General features: G+C 68.1%; 16 protein-coding genes. 12 read left to right on the top strand and 4 right to left on the bottom strand.

Annotation, left to right across the window (positions count from 1 at the left end; genetic code table 11):
• Nucleotides 1–65: 65 nt before the first annotated feature.
• Complete coding sequence (gene cmrA, locus MELE44368_RS25455) at nucleotides 66–872, bottom strand: mycolate reductase (protein ID WP_128111002.1); 807 nt, start codon at nucleotides 870–872, stop codon at nucleotides 66–68.
• Nucleotides 873–897: 25 nt separating this feature from the next.
• Here cmrA and MELE44368_RS25450 point away from each other — a divergent pair, with 25 nt between their 5' ends.
• Nucleotides 898–2,220: an MFS transporter gene (locus MELE44368_RS25450; protein WP_128111001.1), complete on the top strand. Its 1,323-nt coding sequence runs from the start codon at nucleotides 898–900 to the stop codon at nucleotides 2,218–2,220.
• Here the strand turns inward: MELE44368_RS25450 and MELE44368_RS25445 are convergent.
• Nucleotides 2,217–3,005 carry an MmpS family transport accessory protein gene (locus tag MELE44368_RS25445; RefSeq protein WP_128111000.1) on the bottom strand — a complete coding sequence of 263 codons (789 nt, stop codon included), beginning with the start codon at nucleotides 3,003–3,005 and terminating at the stop codon, nucleotides 2,217–2,219. The two genes, MELE44368_RS25450 and MELE44368_RS25445, sit on opposite strands and share 4 nt — an antisense overlap.
• A gap of 189 nt (nucleotides 3,006–3,194) precedes the next feature.
• On the opposite strand from MELE44368_RS25445, the gene MELE44368_RS25440 reads away from it, so the two are divergent.
• The 3 genes from MELE44368_RS25440 (at nucleotide 3,195) to MELE44368_RS26815 (ending at nucleotide 5,543) form a co-directional block, all read left to right on the top strand.
• On the top strand, nucleotides 3,195–5,036 hold the full coding sequence (locus MELE44368_RS25440; protein WP_128111041.1) for an alpha/beta hydrolase family protein: 1,842 nt from the start codon (nucleotides 3,195–3,197) through the stop codon (nucleotides 5,034–5,036).
• Nucleotides 5,037–5,130: 94 nt separating this feature from the next.
• Nucleotides 5,131–5,358: a hypothetical protein gene (locus tag MELE44368_RS25435; RefSeq protein ID WP_082933316.1), complete on the top strand. Its 228-nt coding sequence runs from the start codon at nucleotides 5,131–5,133 to the stop codon at nucleotides 5,356–5,358.
• A gap of 32 nt (nucleotides 5,359–5,390) precedes the next feature.
• A complete protein-coding gene (locus tag MELE44368_RS26815; protein WP_164890228.1) occupies nucleotides 5,391–5,543 on the top strand; it encodes a hypothetical protein in 153 nt (50 codons plus the stop codon).
• Nucleotides 5,544–5,609: 66 nt separating this feature from the next.
• Here the strand turns inward: MELE44368_RS26815 and MELE44368_RS25430 are convergent, their stop codons facing one another.
• The gene (locus tag MELE44368_RS25430) at nucleotides 5,610–6,209 is read right to left on the bottom strand and encodes an SACE_7040 family transcriptional regulator (protein ID WP_128110999.1); all 600 of its coding nucleotides are present in this window, start codon (nucleotides 6,207–6,209) and stop codon (nucleotides 5,610–5,612) included.
• A 67-nt stretch (nucleotides 6,210–6,276) separates the two neighbouring features.
• On the opposite strand from MELE44368_RS25430, the gene MELE44368_RS25425 reads away from it, so the two are divergent.
• The 8 genes from MELE44368_RS25425 to MELE44368_RS25390 all read left to right on the top strand — a co-directional run bounded on the left by MELE44368_RS25425 (nucleotide 6,277) and on the right by MELE44368_RS25390 (nucleotide 15,803).
• The gene (locus tag MELE44368_RS25425) at nucleotides 6,277–7,827 is read left to right on the top strand and encodes a carboxyl transferase domain-containing protein (RefSeq protein WP_128110998.1); all 1,551 of its coding nucleotides are present in this window, start codon (nucleotides 6,277–6,279) and stop codon (nucleotides 7,825–7,827) included.
• Nucleotides 7,827–9,902: an acetyl/propionyl/methylcrotonyl-CoA carboxylase subunit alpha gene (locus MELE44368_RS25420; protein ID WP_128110997.1), complete on the top strand. Its 2,076-nt coding sequence runs from the start codon at nucleotides 7,827–7,829 to the stop codon at nucleotides 9,900–9,902. Before MELE44368_RS25425 ends, MELE44368_RS25420 begins: the two co-directional genes overlap by 1 nt.
• Nucleotides 9,899–11,059 (top strand): acyl-CoA dehydrogenase family protein, encoded by a 1,161-nt coding sequence (locus tag MELE44368_RS25415; RefSeq protein WP_064892963.1) that lies wholly within the window; start codon nucleotides 9,899–9,901, stop codon nucleotides 11,057–11,059. The genes MELE44368_RS25420 and MELE44368_RS25415 overlap by 4 nt, the downstream gene beginning before the upstream one ends.
• Complete coding sequence (locus MELE44368_RS25410; protein ID WP_128110996.1) at nucleotides 11,056–11,568, top strand: MaoC family dehydratase; 513 nt, start codon at nucleotides 11,056–11,058, stop codon at nucleotides 11,566–11,568. Before MELE44368_RS25415 ends, MELE44368_RS25410 begins: the two co-directional genes overlap by 4 nt.
• Complete coding sequence (locus MELE44368_RS25405) at nucleotides 11,568–12,386, top strand: HpcH/HpaI aldolase/citrate lyase family protein (protein WP_128110995.1); 819 nt, start codon at nucleotides 11,568–11,570, stop codon at nucleotides 12,384–12,386. The genes MELE44368_RS25410 and MELE44368_RS25405 overlap by 1 nt, the downstream gene beginning before the upstream one ends.
• Before the next feature lie 101 nt (nucleotides 12,387–12,487).
• Complete coding sequence (pdhA, locus tag MELE44368_RS25400; protein ID WP_128110994.1) at nucleotides 12,488–13,588, top strand: pyruvate dehydrogenase (acetyl-transferring) E1 component subunit alpha; 1,101 nt, start codon at nucleotides 12,488–12,490, stop codon at nucleotides 13,586–13,588.
• Entirely contained in the window at nucleotides 13,585–14,643 is a 1,059-nt protein-coding gene (locus tag MELE44368_RS25395) for an alpha-ketoacid dehydrogenase subunit beta (protein ID WP_128110993.1), read from the top strand. Before pdhA ends, MELE44368_RS25395 begins: the two co-directional genes overlap by 4 nt.
• A complete protein-coding gene (locus MELE44368_RS25390; RefSeq protein WP_128110992.1) occupies nucleotides 14,640–15,803 on the top strand; it encodes a dihydrolipoamide acetyltransferase family protein in 1,164 nt (387 codons plus the stop codon). The genes MELE44368_RS25395 and MELE44368_RS25390 overlap by 4 nt, the downstream gene beginning before the upstream one ends.
• Nucleotides 15,804–15,806: 3 nt before the next feature.
• Here the strand turns inward: MELE44368_RS25390 and MELE44368_RS25385 are convergent, their stop codons facing one another.
• Nucleotides 15,807–16,559: an enoyl-CoA hydratase gene (locus MELE44368_RS25385; protein ID WP_128110991.1), complete on the bottom strand. Its 753-nt coding sequence runs from the start codon at nucleotides 16,557–16,559 to the stop codon at nucleotides 15,807–15,809.
• Nucleotides 16,560–16,574: the final 15 nt, after the last annotated feature.

Genomic DNA, 16,574 nt, shown 5'->3' with positions numbered 1-16,574 from the left:
ATTCCGGGCTGTGATTTCGGCGATCCGACGACCCGGAATGCTATTTCGCGAGAAGAGAAGAAAAGCTAGCCGCCGGCGAGCTTCTTGTAGACCGCGCCGACGATCGGGGTCACGATCGCGCGGGGGCTGTAGCCGCTGGCCACCGACATCGCCTTCGACGTCACCCCGGGAACCACCCGCATCTTGTTGTGCTCCAGGCCATCCAGCGACAGCTTCGCGGTGTAGGTGGTCGAGATCCACAAGAAGTCGGGGATCAACTTCTCGACCAGCGACTGCTCGTGCTCGGCGGGCAGGGTTTCGCGCACCGGTCCCGGCGCGAGCAGCGTGACGTGCACACCGACGCCTTTGAGCTCGCCGCGCAGCGACTCGCTGAACGTGTTGACGAACGCCTTGCTCGCCGCGTAGGTGGCGTTGTTCGGAATCGGTGAATTGCCCGCCGCCGAACCGGAAATCAGGATGCCTCCGGCGCGGCGCTGAACCATCCCCGGCAAGACGGCGAGCACAAGGTCGTGCACGCCAAGGACGTTCAGCTGCACCTGAGCCTTCTCGCCGGCCGGATCCAGCTCGGCGACCGGGCCGAACGTCGCCGTGCCCGCGTTGGCGCACAGGATGGAGATGTTGCGGGTGGCCAACTCGTCGCAGAACTCGGTGCGCGCGGTCGGGTCGGCCAGGTCCACCGCACGCACCTCGACCGTGACGCCGTAGCGGTCTCTCAGCCGGTCGGCCAACGCCGTGAGCACGTCCTCGCGACGTGCGGTGACGATCAGGTTGTGTCCACGGGCAGCGAGCTCGACGGCCAACGCCTCACCGATGTTCTGCGACGCGCCGGTGACGACGGCTCGGGCTTCCGCGCTGGGAGCGGGTACTGGCATGCGCCGGACTATATCGTGGGCCAGCATGAGCGACACCCGCCCGGCGGACCCACAGACAGCCGCCAAACGGCAGGTGTTCGCGTGGGCCCTGTGGGACTTCGGCGCGACGGGCCTGAACGCGATCGCCGTGACCTTCGTGTTCTCGGTCTACCTGACCAACGCGGTGGGCGATGACCTGCCCGGCGGCACGAGCGCCGCGTCCTGGCTGGGCTGGGCGCTCGGCGCCGCCGGTGTGGTGGTCGCCCTGCTGGCGCCGGTCACCGGGGTCTGGGTCGACGCGCCGTGGCGGCGCCGACGCGTCCTGGCCGTGCTCACCGGCGCCGCGGCCGTGCTGACCGCGGCGATGAGCCTGATCGGCGAGGATTACCACTTCCTGCTGCCCGGCCTGCTGCTGCTGGCGGGCGCATCGGCCTGTAACGAGCTGGCGACGGTGCCCTACAACGCGATGCTGCGCCAGCTGTCCACCCCGCAGACATCCGGTCAGATCTCCGGATTCGGTTTCGGTCTCGGCTATTTCGGCAGCGTCGTGTTGCTGCTGGTCGTCTACGTCGGCTTCATCGCCGGTGAGGGCGACACCCGCGGCCTGCTGAACCTCGCGGTGGCGGACGGCCAAAACGTCCGGGCCGCAATGCTGTTGACCGCCATCTGGTTCGGGCTGCTCGCCTTGCCCGTCGTCATCGCGGTGCGCAGCTCGGAACCGCGGCCCGAACGGCCGACCGCGAGGGCGAGCTTCTTCAGCGGATACCGCACGCTGTGGACGGAGATCATCGCCGAGTGGCGACGCGACCACAACGTGGTGTACTACCTGATCGCCAGCGCGGTGTTTCGCGACGGGCTCACCGGGATCTTTGCGTTCGGCGCGGTGCTGGGGGTGAACGTCTACGGTGTCTCGGCCGCCGACGTCCTGCTGTTCGGCGTGAGCGCCAGCGTCGTGGCGGCCGTCGGGGCCGTGGGCGGCGGACTGCTCGACGACAAGTTCGGGGCCAAGGCCGTCATCGTCACCTCGCTGACGGCGATGATCGCCGTCGGCATCACGCTGATGGCGTCGTCCGGGCCGCTCGCGTTCTGGATCTGTGGGCTGTTGTTGTGCCTGTTCATCGGGCCGACGCTGTCCGCCGCGCGCACATTGATGCTGCGGATCGCCGCCGAGGGCAAGGAGGGCGTCGCGTTCGGTCTCTACACCACCACCGGACGCGCGGTCTCCTACCTGGCCCCGTTTCTGTTCTCCACGTTCATCGCCGTGTTCGGAACCGACCGCGCAGGTATGGGCGGGCTGCTGGTGGTGCTGCTCGCGGGTCTGCTGGGGATGCTGGCCGTGCGGGTACCGCACCGCGCGACGACGGGTTAGCCGAGCGCGGTGCAGATGGTCAGCCCGGCGCCGGTGCGCTGCTGCACCATCACACCGTTGACGGTGATCGAGCAGGACACCTCGCGGCCGACGTTGATGATGCTGATACTCGCGGAACCCTCTGCGGGCTCGGACAATTCGACTTGCTTGCTCCACGGCAGCAGCACATTGAACTCGGTCTGCAACAGCCCGCCGGAATCGACATAGGTGATGTTGATCGCGCGGCCGGTCCCGGTGACGTTGTAGACCACTGTCTCCGCCACCCCCGGGCTGGGGCTGGGAACGGTGGTGGTCGGCGGCGTGCGCGGCACCGTCGGCGCCGGGACCACCGGGATGGTGGGCCGGGGCGACGTCGTCGGCGTCGGGGTGGTGAACCTGGGCTCCTGCATCGAGGGCGGGGCCACCACGGTTTCCTGCCGGGATTTGTTCACGTTGACGATGACCAGGGCGACGACCAGACCGACGACGGTGACCACCGCGACGCCGGCCAACACCCACAACCACCGCGGCGCCTGGGGCTCCTCCTGGGGCGGCTCTTGGGGCGACTGGCCGGGTGGATACTGCTGACCGTATTGGCCGGTCGCATACGGGTCGTAGCCGTAGGGCGGGTACGACGGCAGCTGCTGGGTCGGCGCGGGCGTCTGATAGCTGGGTCCGTACCCGGTCTGGCTCGCGTACGCCGGATCGGAATATCCCGGGTAGCCGGCGCTCGGCGGCTGGGACGGTACAGAACCGTCACGCCAGCCCGCCTGCTCCTCGCCCCCGCGGTGCGGTGAATCGGTCATGCCCACCTCATGGCTGCGAGGGTACCTGGGCAGCCGCTCAAACCCCGTCGTCGCGACGCACAAACCCCCCGGCCCCCACCCTGGGCGCGGCTGCGACCTGGCACTTCCCTGCGGCGGGTCGCCGTCGGACCCTGCCCGTGGACAATACGAGGGGTGGGGCAACAGGTACGTCGGGTCTACGGGGCGTCGATGTCGCCGGACGCGACCGCGTTCGCGCACCTTGTCGACGACGGCGGCTTCCCCCGCGCGGTGCAGCGCTTCCTGCGCGGCTGGCGCGCGTCCTCCTCGCGTGACGTCGAACTGCCCGTCGAAGGGCCGGTACTTCGGGTCATGCACTCCGCCGACGGCCATTGGTTGGCGTGTGAGGTCGCCCCGGACGGCAGTACCCGCAGCCAGATCTGGGTCGTGACAACTGATCCCGACGACCGCGACGCGCGACGCATCGACTCGTGGCCCAAAGGCGTCCAAGAGGGCACCGCGGAGTTGATCAACTGGGACGGCACCCAGGTGGCCGCGATCCTCACCGGCGAAGACGGCGTGGGCACGTCGTGTCTGATCGACCCCGCCACCGGCGAGATGACCGTGCTGGACCGCCGCTCGAGCGGGCGACTGGTCGACGCCTGGTCCGGGGTGGCGCTGGTGCGTGTCGGCCCGCGCGGCTACCGGGACCTCATCATGCTGCGTGCCGGCATCGAGACCGTGCTGCTGCCATACGATCCCGGCTCGACCACCGACACCGGGATCATCCTCGACGACCACCTGCCTCGACGGCTGCGTGCGGGCCTTGAAGGCGAACTCACCGAGAGGTACCAACCCGCGACGAGCTTCGACGAGGACAGCACCGAGGGGTATGTGCGCGCCCTCGTCCGCAGCGAGAACGGCGCCGAATACGCGCGACTGCTCGAGGTGACCGTCACGGCCGACGGGGTCGCCTATCACGTGGTTGCCGAGCGTCCCGACCACGAACTCGACGAGTTCACCGTCAGCGACGATCTCTCGACGGTGGCCATGCTGTGGAATATTCACGGCGCCAGCGAATTACAGATCCTCGATCTGACCGACTACACGCTGCACGAGCCGATTCCGTTGCCCGGCATGGTCGCCAGTGAGCTGAGCATCAGCGCGGGTGGGTCGATGTTGGCGATGACGGTCGAGGGGCCGTCGAGCCCGCCGACCGTCGAACTGGTCGACCCGCGGACGGGGGAGTGGGAACTCGTCGACCGCGAACCCAGCCTCGGGCCGGTCAGCACCGACCCGACGTTGGAGACCATCACCGCCCGCGACGGCCTGGAGTTCAGCGGATGGTTGTTCCGGCCGCCCGACGGAGTGGACCCGATCGGAGCGATGCTCTTCCTGCACGGCGGGCCGGAAGGTCAGGGCCGGCCCGGATACAACGAGTTCTTTCCGGCGTTGCTGGAGGCGGGGATCACCGTGTTCCTGCCGAACGTGCGCGGATCCGGCGGGTTAGGGCGCAGTTTCATGCACGCCGACGACAGAGAGGGCAGGTTCGCCGCGATCGATGACGTCGCCGACGCGGTGAACTTCCTCGTCGAGAACGGCCACGCCCCCGCCGACCGCATCGCGTGCTGCGGATGGTCCTACGGTGGCTATCTCACCCAGGCCGCGCTCACCTTTCACCCGGACCTGTTTGCGGCGGGCATCAGCATCTGCGGGATGAGCGACCTGAACACCTGGTATCACACCACCGAACCGTGGATCGCCGCGGCGGCATATCCCAAGTACGGCCACCCCGTCAGCGACCAGGACCTGTTGGCAGAACTCTCACCGTTGCAACGGGTGCAGGACTTGGTGGCCCCGTTGCTGCTCGTGCACGGCGCGAACGACACGAACGTGCCGCCCACCGAATCTCAGCAAATGTACGACGCGTTGCGAGCGCTCGGCCGCACCGTGGAATACCTGGTTTTCGACGACGACGGACACGAGATCGACCGGCGCGAGAACCGCGCCGTGCTTCTCAAGGCGATGAGCGAGTGGCTCCTGGCAGCGTTTTCGCCCGCCGCACAACTTTGATCGGGGTTGGTGCGCCCCGAAGGTTTACCGCAACTGTCGCGAGGGTAATTCGCCGCTACGTCAATGGCGGTGCCCACACGGACGGAGGCGCAGCATGCGAGGAGTTATCGGTGTCGTCGTACTCATTTGGTTGCTGATCGGGGTATTGGCCGCGTACCAACGCGGCTATTTCCAGACCGGCGACGCGAACTGCGCCACGGCGGCGCGAGTGGCTTTGACGGTCATCGTCGGGCCGCTCAACTACGCGGGTGTGAATCCCAAAGTTGATTGCAACATCCCGGAGCCCAGCGCTTCCGGGCTTTATCCGAAAGCTGTTGCCTGACAGCGGCAGCTACTGACAAAAGGAGTGGCGTGATGATCATTCTCGGAATCATTCTGGCGGTGCTGGGATACTTCGTGTGGACACCGTTGATGTACATCGGTATCGCGTTGATAGTCATCGGTGCGGTGTTCTGGTTGCTCGGCAGTGTCGGCCGTCCGGTCGCCGGCCGACGAGCCTGGTATTAATTCCAGCGCTGCGCGCGGCGGTCACCCGATCAGGGTGGCCGCCGTTGTCGTTTGCGCCGCAGTCGGTTACGTCAACGCCGCAAGCGTCATCGCTCGCAACACCGCGCGTGATCGTGCCGGTTCAATCCCGTTGGCGCCGTGCGCCGTGACGGCATGAGGGGTGGAGTTCATCAATCCGAACGCCGCATGCGCCATCAGGCGGGCCTCCTTCTCCATGACGCCACGGCGCGAAAGCTGATCCACCCAGATCTCCACGTATTGTCGCTGCGCCTTTCGCACCTGCCGCTTGGCGGGATCGGGCAGATGCGCCAGATCGCGGTCCTGGATCCGGATCAAGTCCGGTTCACCGAGCGCGAAGTCGAGATGAAAGTCGACAAGCCCGTTCAACGCATCGTCGGGATCGTCGGCCTGTGCGACCACCGCCCTGGCCCCGGCCAGCAGGCGCGTGCTGATACCCACCAGTAACTCCACCAGCAATGCCTCTTTGTTCGGGAAGTGCCGGTAGATCGCCGGTCCGCTGACCCCTGCTGCCGCCCCGATGTCCTCGAGGCGCACCGCGAGATATCCCCGGTCGGCGATCAGCCGCTCCGCGGCCGCGAGCAGCTTCGTTCGGCGGTCAGACTTGCGTCGACTGCGGGGGGTTTCGACGCGGGCGACGGTGGACATTTCGGTTAATGATAACTAACATAACCTCGGTTAGTCGCCATTAACTCAACTGGACGGGTCTTCCTCGATGGCAACGCGGGTTTCACATCGTGAGGAGCACGTCGCACTCGTCGAGCAGCTGCGGACCAAGTTGGCCACCGCTGCGCTCGGCGGTCCCGAACGTGCCCGTGAACGACATGTCGGCCGCGGTAAGCTGCTGCCGCGCGACCGGGTCGACGGCCTGCTCGATCCGGGCAGCCCATTCCTCGAGGTGGCCGCGCTGGCCGCCGACGGCATGTACGACGACGAGTGCCCGGGCGCGGGCATGATCACCGGGATCGGCCGGGTGTCCGGGCGCGAATGCATGATCGTGGCCAACGATGCCACCGTGAAGGGCGGCACGTATTACCCGATCACGGTCAAGAAGCACCTACGCGGCCAGGAGATCGCCGGACAGAACCGGCTGCCCTGCATCTATCTGGTGGACTCCGGCGGTGCGTTCCTGCCGCGTCAGGACGAGGTGTTCCCCGACCGCGAACACTTCGGCCGGATCTTCTACAACCAGGCCAACCTCAGCGCACAGGGCATCGCGCAGATCGCCGCGGTGCTCGGATCCTGCACGGCGGGCGGCGCGTACGTGCCGGCGATGAGCGACGAGGCCGTCATCGTGCGCAACCAGGGCACCATCTTTCTGGGCGGACCCCCGCTGGTGAAGGCCGCGACCGGTGAGGTGGTGACCGCGGAGGAACTCGGCGGCGGCGAGCTGCACTCCAAAACATCCGGTGTGACAGATCATCTGGCGCATGACGACCGCGACGCGCTGCGCATCGTTCGGCGCATCGTGGCGACGTTGGGGCCCCGGGCCGAACCGCCGTGGCAGGTGACGCCGACGGTCGAGCCCGTGGCGGACCAGACCGAGCTCTACGATGTCGTTCCGGTCGACCCACGCGTTCCCTATGACGTGCACGAGGTGATCACCCGAATCGTCGACGGCGGCGAGTTCTCCGAGTTCAAGGCCGAGTACGGCAGCACGTTGGTCACCGGATTCGCCCGCATCCACGGCCATCCCGTCGGCATCGTCGCCAACAACGGCGTGCTGTTCAGCGAATCCGCCTTGAAGGGTGCGCATTTCATCGAGCTGTGCGACAAGCGCATCATCCCGCTGCTGTTCCTGCAGAACATCTCCGGTTTTATGGTCGGCCGTGACTACGAGGCAGGCGGAATCGCCAAGCACGGCGCGAAGATGGTCACCGCGGTCGCCTGCGCCCGGGTGCCCAAGCTGACCGTGGTCATCGGCGGCTCATACGGGGCGGGCAACTACTCGATGTGCGGTCGCGCCTACTCGCCGAGGTTCCTGTGGATGTGGCCAAACGCCAGGATCTCGGTGATGGGCGGCGAGCAGGCCGCCTCGGTGCTGGCGACGGTGCGCGGGGAGATGACCCCCGAAGAGGAGGAGGACTTCAAGGCCCCGATCCGCCGGCAGTACGAGGACCAGGGCAACCCCTACTATTCCACGGCGCGGCTGTGGGACGATGGGGTCATCGATCCCGCCGACACCAGAACGGTGCTGGGCCTGGCGCTTTCAATCGCCGGGCAGGCGCCGCTCGAGCCGGTTTCCTACGGCGTCTTCCGGATGTGATGGTCATGTCTGCTTTCTCCACAGTGCTGGTCGCCAATCGGGGTGAGATCGCCGTGCGGGTCATCCGCACGCTGCGCGCGATGGGGATCCGGTCGGTCGCGGTCTTCAGCGACGCCGACGCGGGTGCGCGCCACGTCGCCGAGGCCGACACCGCCGTGCACATCGGCCCCGCGGCCGCGCGCGACAGCTACCTCAACATCGACGCCGTCGTCGCTGCCGCTGTGCGCACCGGTGCCCAGGCGATCCATCCCGGTTACGGATTCCTCTCGGAGAACGCCCAATTCGCGGCCGCGCTGCAGGACGCGGGAATCGTGTTCATCGGGCCGCCGGTCGGCGCGATCCAGACCATGGGCGACAAGATCGCGGCCAAGGCGGCCGTCTCGGCCTTCGGGGTTCCCGTCGTGCCGGGAATCTCGCGACCCGGCCTCACCGACGCCGAATTGATCGCCGGCGCCGACGAGGTCGGATATCCGGTGCTGGTCAAGCCGTCGGCCGGCGGCGGGGGCAAAGGCATGCGGGTCGTGCAGACGCCGTCCGAACTGCCCGCCGCGCTCGCCAGCGCACGGCGCGAGGCCGGCGCCGCGTTCGGTGACGACACACTGTTTCTCGAACGCTATGTGCTCAACCCGCGCCACATCGAGGTGCAGGTACTCGCCGACGGCTACGGCAACGTCGTACACCTCGGTGAACGCGAATGCAGCCTGCAACGTCGGCACCAGAAGGTCATCGAAGAGGCGCCGTCCCCGCTGCTCGACGACGCGACCCGGGCCCGCATCGGCGCCGCGGCCTGCGACACCGCGCGCAGCGTGGACTACACCGGCGCGGGCACGGTCGAGTTCATCGTGTCGGCCGACCGGCCCGACGAGTTCTTCTTCATGGAGATGAACACCCGCCTGCAGGTCGAGCATCCGGTGACCGAGATGGTCACCGGCGTCGACCTCGTCGAACAGCAGGTGCGCGTCGCGGCGGGCGAGAAGCTGCCGATCGCCCAGGACGACGTCACCATCACCGGCCACGCGATCGAGGCCCGGGTGTACGCGGAGGACCCGGGCCGCGGCTTCCTGCCCACCGGCGGTGACGTGCTGGCCCTCGCCGAGCCGCAGGGCCCCGGTATCCGGGTCGATTCCGGCCTGATCCGCGGATCGGTCATCGGCAGCGACTACGACCCGATGCTGTCCAAGGTGATCGCGCACGCCGCCGACCGGCCCGACGCGCTTCGGGCGCTCGACGCGGCGCTGGCCGACACCGCGGTACTCGGGGTCACCACCAACATCGAGTTCCTCCGGTTCCTGCTCGCCGATGCCGACGTCGCCGCCGGCCGGCTCGACACCGGGTTGCTCGACCGCCGCGCACCGGACTTCCGACCCGCGCCGGCCGGCGACGAGGAGTTGATCGCCGCGGCGGCATACAAGTGGGTACGGGGCTGGCCGCAAGGCGCCCGGCCGCGCCGGGTGTGCGACCAGATCGGCAAAACCGGCGAAATCGCGCTGAATCGCGATCTGGACGCACACTCCAACGTAACCGACCTGTGGTCGGTGCCGTCGGGCTGGCGGATCGGAGAACCGGCGCCGACCACCTATCGGCTGAGCTCCGGCGAGCGCACCGACCACGTCTACCTCACCGGCACCCCCGCGTCCGCCAGGGCGGCCGTCGAGCACGGTGAAACACATTCGCTGACAACGTCACTGGACGGCGACCGGCTGACGGCCACACTCGACGGACTGCGCGCCGAGTACCTCGTCGCCGCCACCGACGGCCAGATCTGGCTGGCCGGGGCCGGGCGCACCGCGCTGGTCGAGGAGGTACGCGAGGCGCCGGTGCGCCCCGACGACGAGCTGTCCGGAGACGCCGAACTGACCAGCCCCATGCCGGGTTCGGTTGTCGCCGTGGGGGTATCAGATGGGCAGCGGATCGACGCGGGCACGGTCGTGGTCACCGTCGAGGCGATGAAGATGGAACACGCGTTGACCGCACCGGTGGACGGTGTGGTGGAACTGCTCGTCGCCGCCGGCGAGCAGGTGAAGGTGGGCCAGGTCCTGGCCCGGATAACGGCAAGCGAGGAGCCGCGAGCATGACCGACTTTCTGGCGACGGGCACGCTGCCCGACCACTACCAGCAACTGGCCAAGACAGTGCGCGACTTCGCGCAGTCCGTGGTGGCGCCGGTCTCGGCGAAACACGATGAGGAGCATTCCTTTCCGTACGAGGTCGTCGCCGGAATGGCCGATATGGGGTTGTTCGGGCTGCCGTTCCCCGAGGAGTACGGCGGCATGGGCGGCGACTATTTCGCGCTGTGCCTGGCGCTCGAAGAACTCGGCAAGGTCGACCAAAGCGTGGCCATCACGCTCGAGGCCGGTGTGTCGCTGGGGGCGATGCCCATTTACCGGTTCGGCAACGAAAAGCAGAAGCAGGAATGGCTTCCGCTGCTGGCCAGCGGCAAGGCGCTGGGCGCGTTCGGCCTGACCGAACCCGGCGGCGGCAGCGACGCCGGTGCGACGAAGACGACCGCGCGGCTCGACGACGGCCACTGGGTGATCAACGGCAGCAAGCAGTTCATCACGAACTCCGGCACCGATATCACCAAGCTGGTGACGGTCACGGCGGTCACGGGGGGAGGAGCGAGCAAGAAGGAGATCAGCTCGATCCTGGTGCCCGTACCGACGCCGGGTTTCACCGCCGAGCCGGCCTACAACAAGGTTGGCTGGAACGCCTCCGACACCCACCCGTTGAGCTTCGATGACGTGCGGGTGCCCGAGGAGAACCTGCTCGGTGAGCGGGGCCGCGGCTACGCGAACTTCCTGCGCATCCTCGACGAGGGACGCATCGCGATCGCCGCGCTGTCGGTCGGCGCCGCGCAGGGCTGCGTGGACGAGAGCGTCAAGTACGCCAAGGAGCGGGAGGCGTTCGGCCGCCCGATCGGCGCCAATCAGGCGATCGCGTTCAAGATCGCGCGGATGGAAGCCAGGGCCCACACCGCGCGCACCGCCTACTACGACGCGGCGGCGATGATGCTGGCGGGCAAGCCGTTCAAGAAGGCGGCGGCGGTCGCCAAGATGGTGGCGAGCGAGGCCGCCATGGACAACGCGCGCGACGCCACCCAGATCTTCGGCGGCTACGGGTTCATGAACGAGTACCCGGTGGCCCGCCACTACCGCGACAGTAAGATCCTCGAAATCGGAGAGGGCACAACGGAAGTGCAGCTGATGCTGATCGGAAGGGAACTCGGGCTTTGAGCGACAAGAAAGTCGACGGGCGGGGTGGCGGGAGAGTCGTCGTTCAGCGGGGACTGTGGTACGAGGAGTTCGAGACCGGCGTGATCTATCAGCACCGGCCGGGCCGCACCCTCACCGAAGCCGACAACGTGCTTTTCACCACGCTGACGATGAACACCCAGGCGCTCCACCTCGATGCCGCGTTCTCCGACGCGCTGCCGCCGTTCAACCAGCGGCTGATCAACTCGATGCTGACGCTCTCGACGTTGGTGGGCCTGTCGGTGGCCCAGCTGACCCAGGGCACGATCGTCGGCAACCTCGGCTTCGGCGAGGTCAAGTTCCCCAAGCCGCTTTTCCACGGCGACACCTTGTACGCCGAAACCGAGGTGACCGACAAACGCGAGTCCAAGAGCCGCCCCGGCGAAGGTATCGTGACGTTCGCCCATACCGGGCGCAACCAGCACGGTGACATCGTCGCGCTGGCGTCGCGCAAGACGATGGTGCGGATGCGGCCGCAGGGAGAAGCCTGATGGGGATCGACCATGCCGGGCCCGGCTGGCTGTTCTGCCCGGCCGACCGCCCTGAACGCTTCGAGAAGGCCGCTGCGGCAGCCGATGTCGTCATCCTCGACCTCGAGGACGGGGTGGCCGCCAAGGATCGTGAGGCGGCCCGCAAGGCGCTGATCGACACGCCGCTGGACCCGGTCCGCACCGTGGTTCGGGTCAATCCCGTCTCCACCCCAGATCACGCGCTGGATGTGAAGGCCCTGGCGGCAACGGATTACACGACGGTGATGCTGGCCAAGACGGAAACCGCCGAGCAGGTGGCCTCGCTGGCGCCGCTGGAGGTGGTGGTTCTCGTCGAGACGCCGCTCGGCGCGCTCAACGTCACGGAGTCGGCCCGCGTCGACAACGCTTTCGCGGTGATGTGGGGCGCCGAGGATCTGTTCGCGGTCACCGGCGGCACCGCGAACCGCTGGCCGGACGGCAGTTACCGCGACGTCGCCAAGCACGTGCGGTCGCAAAGCCTGCTGGCGGCCAAGGCATACGGGCGGCTGGCCCTGGACTCGGTGTATCTGGACATCAAGGATCTGGACGGGTTGCGCGCCGAAGCCGACGACGCCGTCGCGGTCGGGTTCGACGCCAAGGTCGCCATCCATCCCACCCAGGTGGCGGTGATTCGCTCCGCCTACGCGCCGACCGACGAACAGGTCGACTGGGCCCGCCGCGTGCTCGACACGGCCCGCGACCAGCGGGGCGTCTTCCAGTTCGAGGGCATAATGGTGGATGCCCCAGTGCTGCGGCGAGCAGAGCGCATCGTCGCGTTGGCGCCACACCCCGGCAGCTGACGGACGGGCCCTCCACCAGGGGTTTTGCTCTGACCGCCTCCGCGCTGAGCACCTCAGTCGCCTGACGACGCGATCCGCCGTCAGTGACCCTAGGAGGCGGTATGGCTGGTCTGTCGGAGTTGGTCCAACTCGTGGCGCCCGACGGTTCACCGACGTCGCACAGCCGATACCGCCGAGGCCTGCCGCCCGAGACGCTTTCCTGGCTTTACGAGTCGATGGTCGTGACGCGCGACCTCGACGCTGAGTTCGTCAACCTGCAACGGCAGGGCGAGCTGGCGCTGTTCGCGTCGTGTCGCGGGCAGGAGGCCGCCCAGATCGGCGCGACGGCCTGCTTGCGCAAGACCGACTGGCTGTTCCCGCAATACCGCGAAATCGGCGCCTTTCTGGTGCGCGGGATCAGCCCCGCCCAGATGGCAGCGGTGTGGCGCGGTAAGTGGCACGGCGGACTGGATTTCACCGACAAATGCGTCGCGCCCATCTCCATCCCGATCGGCACCCAGGGACTGCACGCCGTCGGCGCCGCGATGGCCGCGCAACGGCTCGGCGAGAACTCGGTGACGCTGGCGTTCATCGGCGACGGCGCCACCAGCACGGGCGATGCGCACGAGGCGCTCAACTTCGCCGCGGTGTTCAAGGCACCGTGCGTGTTCTTCGTGCAGAACAACCAGTGGGCGATCTCGGTGCCGGTCAGCCACCAGATCGCCGCACCGTCGATCGCGCACCGCGCCGTCGGCTACGGCATGCCGGGGGTTCGGGTGGACGGCAACGACGTAATGGCGTGTTTCGCGGTGGTGGCCGAGGCCGCCGAGCGAGCCCGCGACGGCGGCGGACCGACGCTGATCGAGGCGGTGACCTACCGCATGGGCCCGCACACCACCTCCGACGACCCGACGCGGTATCAGGACGCCGACGAGGTGGCGCTCTGGGCCGCACGGGATCCCATCCAGCGGTACCGCACGTATCTGCGCAACGCCGGAATTTGGACCGATCGGCTCGAACAGCGCGTTGCCGCCAGGTCGAAACGGTTGCGGGCCGAACTGCGCGACTCCGTCGTCGACGCAGCCGATTTCGACGTGGCCGACATGTTCGACACCGTCTACTACGACATCACACCGGCTCTCGCGCACCAGCGACGAGAGTTGCTTGCCGAGCTGGCGAAGGAGGCTTCGGGCGAGCGAAGCGACGGGAGGGCACGAGCATGACACAGATCATCGAACGCCCCGCAGCGCACGGCGAGGACGATCCCCGCGGCCCCTTGCTGACCCCGGTGCCGGTGGCGCCGACGCTCACAATGGTGCAGGCGATCAACCGGGCGCTGCACGATGCGATGGCGGCCGACGAGCGGGTGCTGGTGTTCGGCGAGGACGTCGCGATGCTGGGCGGTGTCTTCCGGGTCACCGAAGGGCTCGCCGAAACATTCGGCGAGCAGCGGTGTTTCGACACTCCGCTGGCGGAGTCGGCGATTGTCGGCATCGCGATCGGCATGGCGATCCGCGGGCTGGTACCGGTGCCTGAGATACAGTTCGACGGTTTCGCCGCGCCGGCGTTCGACCAGATCGTCAGCCATCTGGCGAAATACCGGATGCGTACGCGCGGCGACATCGCGATGCCGGTGACCATTCGCATCCCGTCGTTCGGCGGGATCGGCGCCGTCGAACACCATTCCGAGTCGACCGAGACCTACTGGCTACACACCGCGGGCCTCAAGGTTGTCGTGCCTTCTACGCCGTCGGACGCGTATTGGCTGTTGCGACAAGCGATCAGCAGCCCTGACCCGGTCGTGTATCTGGAACCCAAACGGCGGTACTGGGCGCGCGGACCGGTCGACACCGACGTGGCAGCACCACCGATCGGCCGGGCGGCGATTCGGCGCAGCGGCGACGACGTGACCGTGGTGACCTACGGTCCACTGGCCGCGACGGCGTTGAGCGCCGCCGACATCGCTGCCGAGCAGCGCGGTTGGCGCCTGGAGGTGATCGATCTGCGGTCGCTGAACCCGCTGGACTTCGACACGGTCGCGAACTCGGTACGGCGCACCGGTCGCGCGGTCGTGATGCACGAAGGCCCGCGCACGCTGGGGTTCGGCGCGGAACTGGCCGCGCGCCTGCAGGAAGAACTGTTCTACGATCTGGAAGCGCCGGTGCTGCGCGCCACGGGATTTGACACACCGTATCCGCCGGCCCGGCTGGAGAAACTGTGGCTGCCCGGCGTCGACCGGTTACTCGACTGTGTGGAACGCACATTGGAGCAACCATGACCGTGCGAGAGTTCCTGGTCCCCGACCTGGGTGAAGGATTGGAAGACGCGACGATCACCCACTGGGCCGTCGCGGTCGGCGATGACGTCGACCTGAACCAGACGCTGTGCACCGTCGAGACCAACAAGGCCGAGGTCGAGATCCCGAGCCCGTACGCGGGCCGGATCGTCGAACTCGGTGGCGCCGAGGGCGATACGCTGGCCGTCGGCTCAGTGCTGGCACGTTTCGAGACGGACAGCGCCGGTGTGAAACGCAGGCCGGTGCTGGTCGGATACGGCGCCGACGACGAGATGGACAGCAGCAGGCGCCTCGCCGCGCCGAGCCGGCCGAGGGCCAAGCCGCCGGTACGCAAACTGGCGGCGGACCTGAACGTCGACCTGCGCACGTTGACCGGTTCGGGTGCCGACGGGGTGATCACCCGGGAGGACGTGCTGGCGGCGGCGGGCAGGAGCGCGCCCGAAGCGGACACGGTTTCGGTGCGCGGTGTGCATGCCGAGATGGCGCAGCGAATGACGCTGTCACGCAGGGAGATACCGGACGCACATGCAGGTGTCGAGGTCGATGCTTCGCGCTTGATGACATTGCGCGACCGGTTGGCAGACAAGGCGGATGCGGACGCGCCGATCACCCCGTTCGTGCTGACGCTGCGGCTGTTGACGATCGCGCTGCGCCACCACCCCAACCTCAACGCCACCTGGGTGGAAACCACCGACGGACCCCGGATACACCTGCATTCGGCGGTGCACCTGGGGTTCGGGGTGGCGGCGCCGCGCGGGCTGCTGGTCCCGGTGGTGCGTGACGCGCAGGACAAGACGACCCGCGAACTGGCCCGCGTGGTGGCCCGGTTGATTCAAGGTGCTCGCGAGGGAACACTTCGGCCGACGGAACTGCAGGGCTCGACGTTCACGGTGTCGAACTTCGGGGCGCTCGGCCTCGACGACGGAGTGCCGGTCATCAACTACCCGGAGGCGGCCATTCTCGGGATGGGCTCGCTGCGCCCGCGGCCCGTCGTCGTCGATGGTGAAGTGGTCGCCCGTCCGACGATGAGACTCACGTGCGCGTTCGACCATCGTGTCGCCGACGGCGCGCAGGTCGCGGCGTTCCTGAGGGAGCTGCGTGACCTGATCGAATCCCCGGAGCTGGCGCTGCTCGACGTCTAGCGCCTACTTCCGCTTGGCGGCGGCCAGTCGTTCAGCGAATTCCGGAGTCAGGATCGACGTGGCCTGCGGCCCGAGTTCGGTGTCGACGGCGATACGGTGCTGCTCGGTGTCGACGACGCCGGGGTTCGCGGTCGCGCGCATGGAGGCCTTGGTCGCCAGGACGACGTCACGCGGCGCCGCGGCCGGCCCGGCGGCCAGCTCGCGCGCCGCGGCGACCGGGTCGTCAGCGACGGCGAGCGCGAGACCGTGGCGGACGGCGGCCTCGGCGTCGAAACGCATGCCGAACAGCAGCGCCGCGCGCGCCACCTGCGGCCCGACCGCGCGTTGCAGCATCCAGGTGGCCCCACCACCCGGGTGGATGCCCAGCTTCTGGAACCGGGGATCGAACAGGGCCGCGGGGCCCGCGATGCGCACGTCGGCGGCGAGCGCCAGGTTCAGACCGGCGCCGACGGCCGCGCCGTTGACCGCGGCGATGGTCGGCAACGCGCAGTTGGCGACGGCGAGGAAACCGTCGTAGATCTTGCGCAGGCCGTCCTCGGTCGCCTCGCCGAGCGCGCTCAGATCGGCGCCGGCGCAGAAGGCCTTACCGGCCCCGGTGACGACGAGCGCATGCACGTCCGGGTTGGCTTCGGCGGCGTCGACGGCGGCACGAAGCTGAACGGACATGTCGAACGTCACGGCGTTGCGGCGGTCGGGATCGTTGACGGTGACGACGGCGACGCGGTCCTCGATGTGGACCAACACAAGATCAGACACGCTGCTCAGCGTAGA

Origin of the sequence: Mycolicibacterium elephantis DSM 44368 (genome assembly GCF_004014805.1) — a bacterium.
In the GTDB taxonomy this organism is placed as follows: domain Bacteria; phylum Actinomycetota; class Actinomycetes; order Mycobacteriales; family Mycobacteriaceae; genus Mycobacterium; species Mycobacterium elephantis.
The sequence above is the reverse complement of the archived record's forward strand: the minus strand, read 5'-3'. Positions and strand labels throughout refer to the sequence as shown.

Bases quoted from the DNA above. Each gene is read 5' to 3' on its own strand.
- cmrA (WP_128111002.1), bottom strand. From the start codon at position 872: ATGCCAGTACCCGCTCCCAGCGCGGAAGCCCGAGCCGTCGTCACCGGC.
- MELE44368_RS25450 (WP_128111001.1), top strand. From the start codon at position 898: ATGAGCGACACCCGCCCGGCGGACCCACAGACAGCCGCCAAACGGCAG.
- MELE44368_RS25445 (WP_128111000.1), bottom strand. From the start codon at position 3,005: ATGACCGATTCACCGCACCGCGGGGGCGAGGAGCAGGCGGGCTGGCGT.
- MELE44368_RS25440 (WP_128111041.1), top strand. From the start codon at position 3,195: ATGTCGCCGGACGCGACCGCGTTCGCGCACCTTGTCGACGACGGCGGC.
- MELE44368_RS25435 (WP_082933316.1), top strand. From the start codon at position 5,131: ATGCGAGGAGTTATCGGTGTCGTCGTACTCATTTGGTTGCTGATCGGG.
- MELE44368_RS26815 (WP_164890228.1), top strand. From the start codon at position 5,391: ATGATCATTCTCGGAATCATTCTGGCGGTGCTGGGATACTTCGTGTGG.
- MELE44368_RS25430 (WP_128110999.1), bottom strand. From the start codon at position 6,209: ATGTCCACCGTCGCCCGCGTCGAAACCCCCCGCAGTCGACGCAAGTCT.
- MELE44368_RS25425 (WP_128110998.1), top strand. From the start codon at position 6,277: ATGGCAACGCGGGTTTCACATCGTGAGGAGCACGTCGCACTCGTCGAG.
- MELE44368_RS25420 (WP_128110997.1), top strand. From the start codon at position 7,827: ATGGTCATGTCTGCTTTCTCCACAGTGCTGGTCGCCAATCGGGGTGAG.
- MELE44368_RS25415 (WP_064892963.1), top strand. From the start codon at position 9,899: ATGACCGACTTTCTGGCGACGGGCACGCTGCCCGACCACTACCAGCAA.
- MELE44368_RS25405 (WP_128110995.1), top strand. From the start codon at position 11,568: ATGGGGATCGACCATGCCGGGCCCGGCTGGCTGTTCTGCCCGGCCGAC.
- pdhA (WP_128110994.1), top strand. From the start codon at position 12,488: ATGGCTGGTCTGTCGGAGTTGGTCCAACTCGTGGCGCCCGACGGTTCA.
- MELE44368_RS25395 (WP_128110993.1), top strand. From the start codon at position 13,585: ATGACACAGATCATCGAACGCCCCGCAGCGCACGGCGAGGACGATCCC.
- MELE44368_RS25390 (WP_128110992.1), top strand. From the start codon at position 14,640: ATGACCGTGCGAGAGTTCCTGGTCCCCGACCTGGGTGAAGGATTGGAA.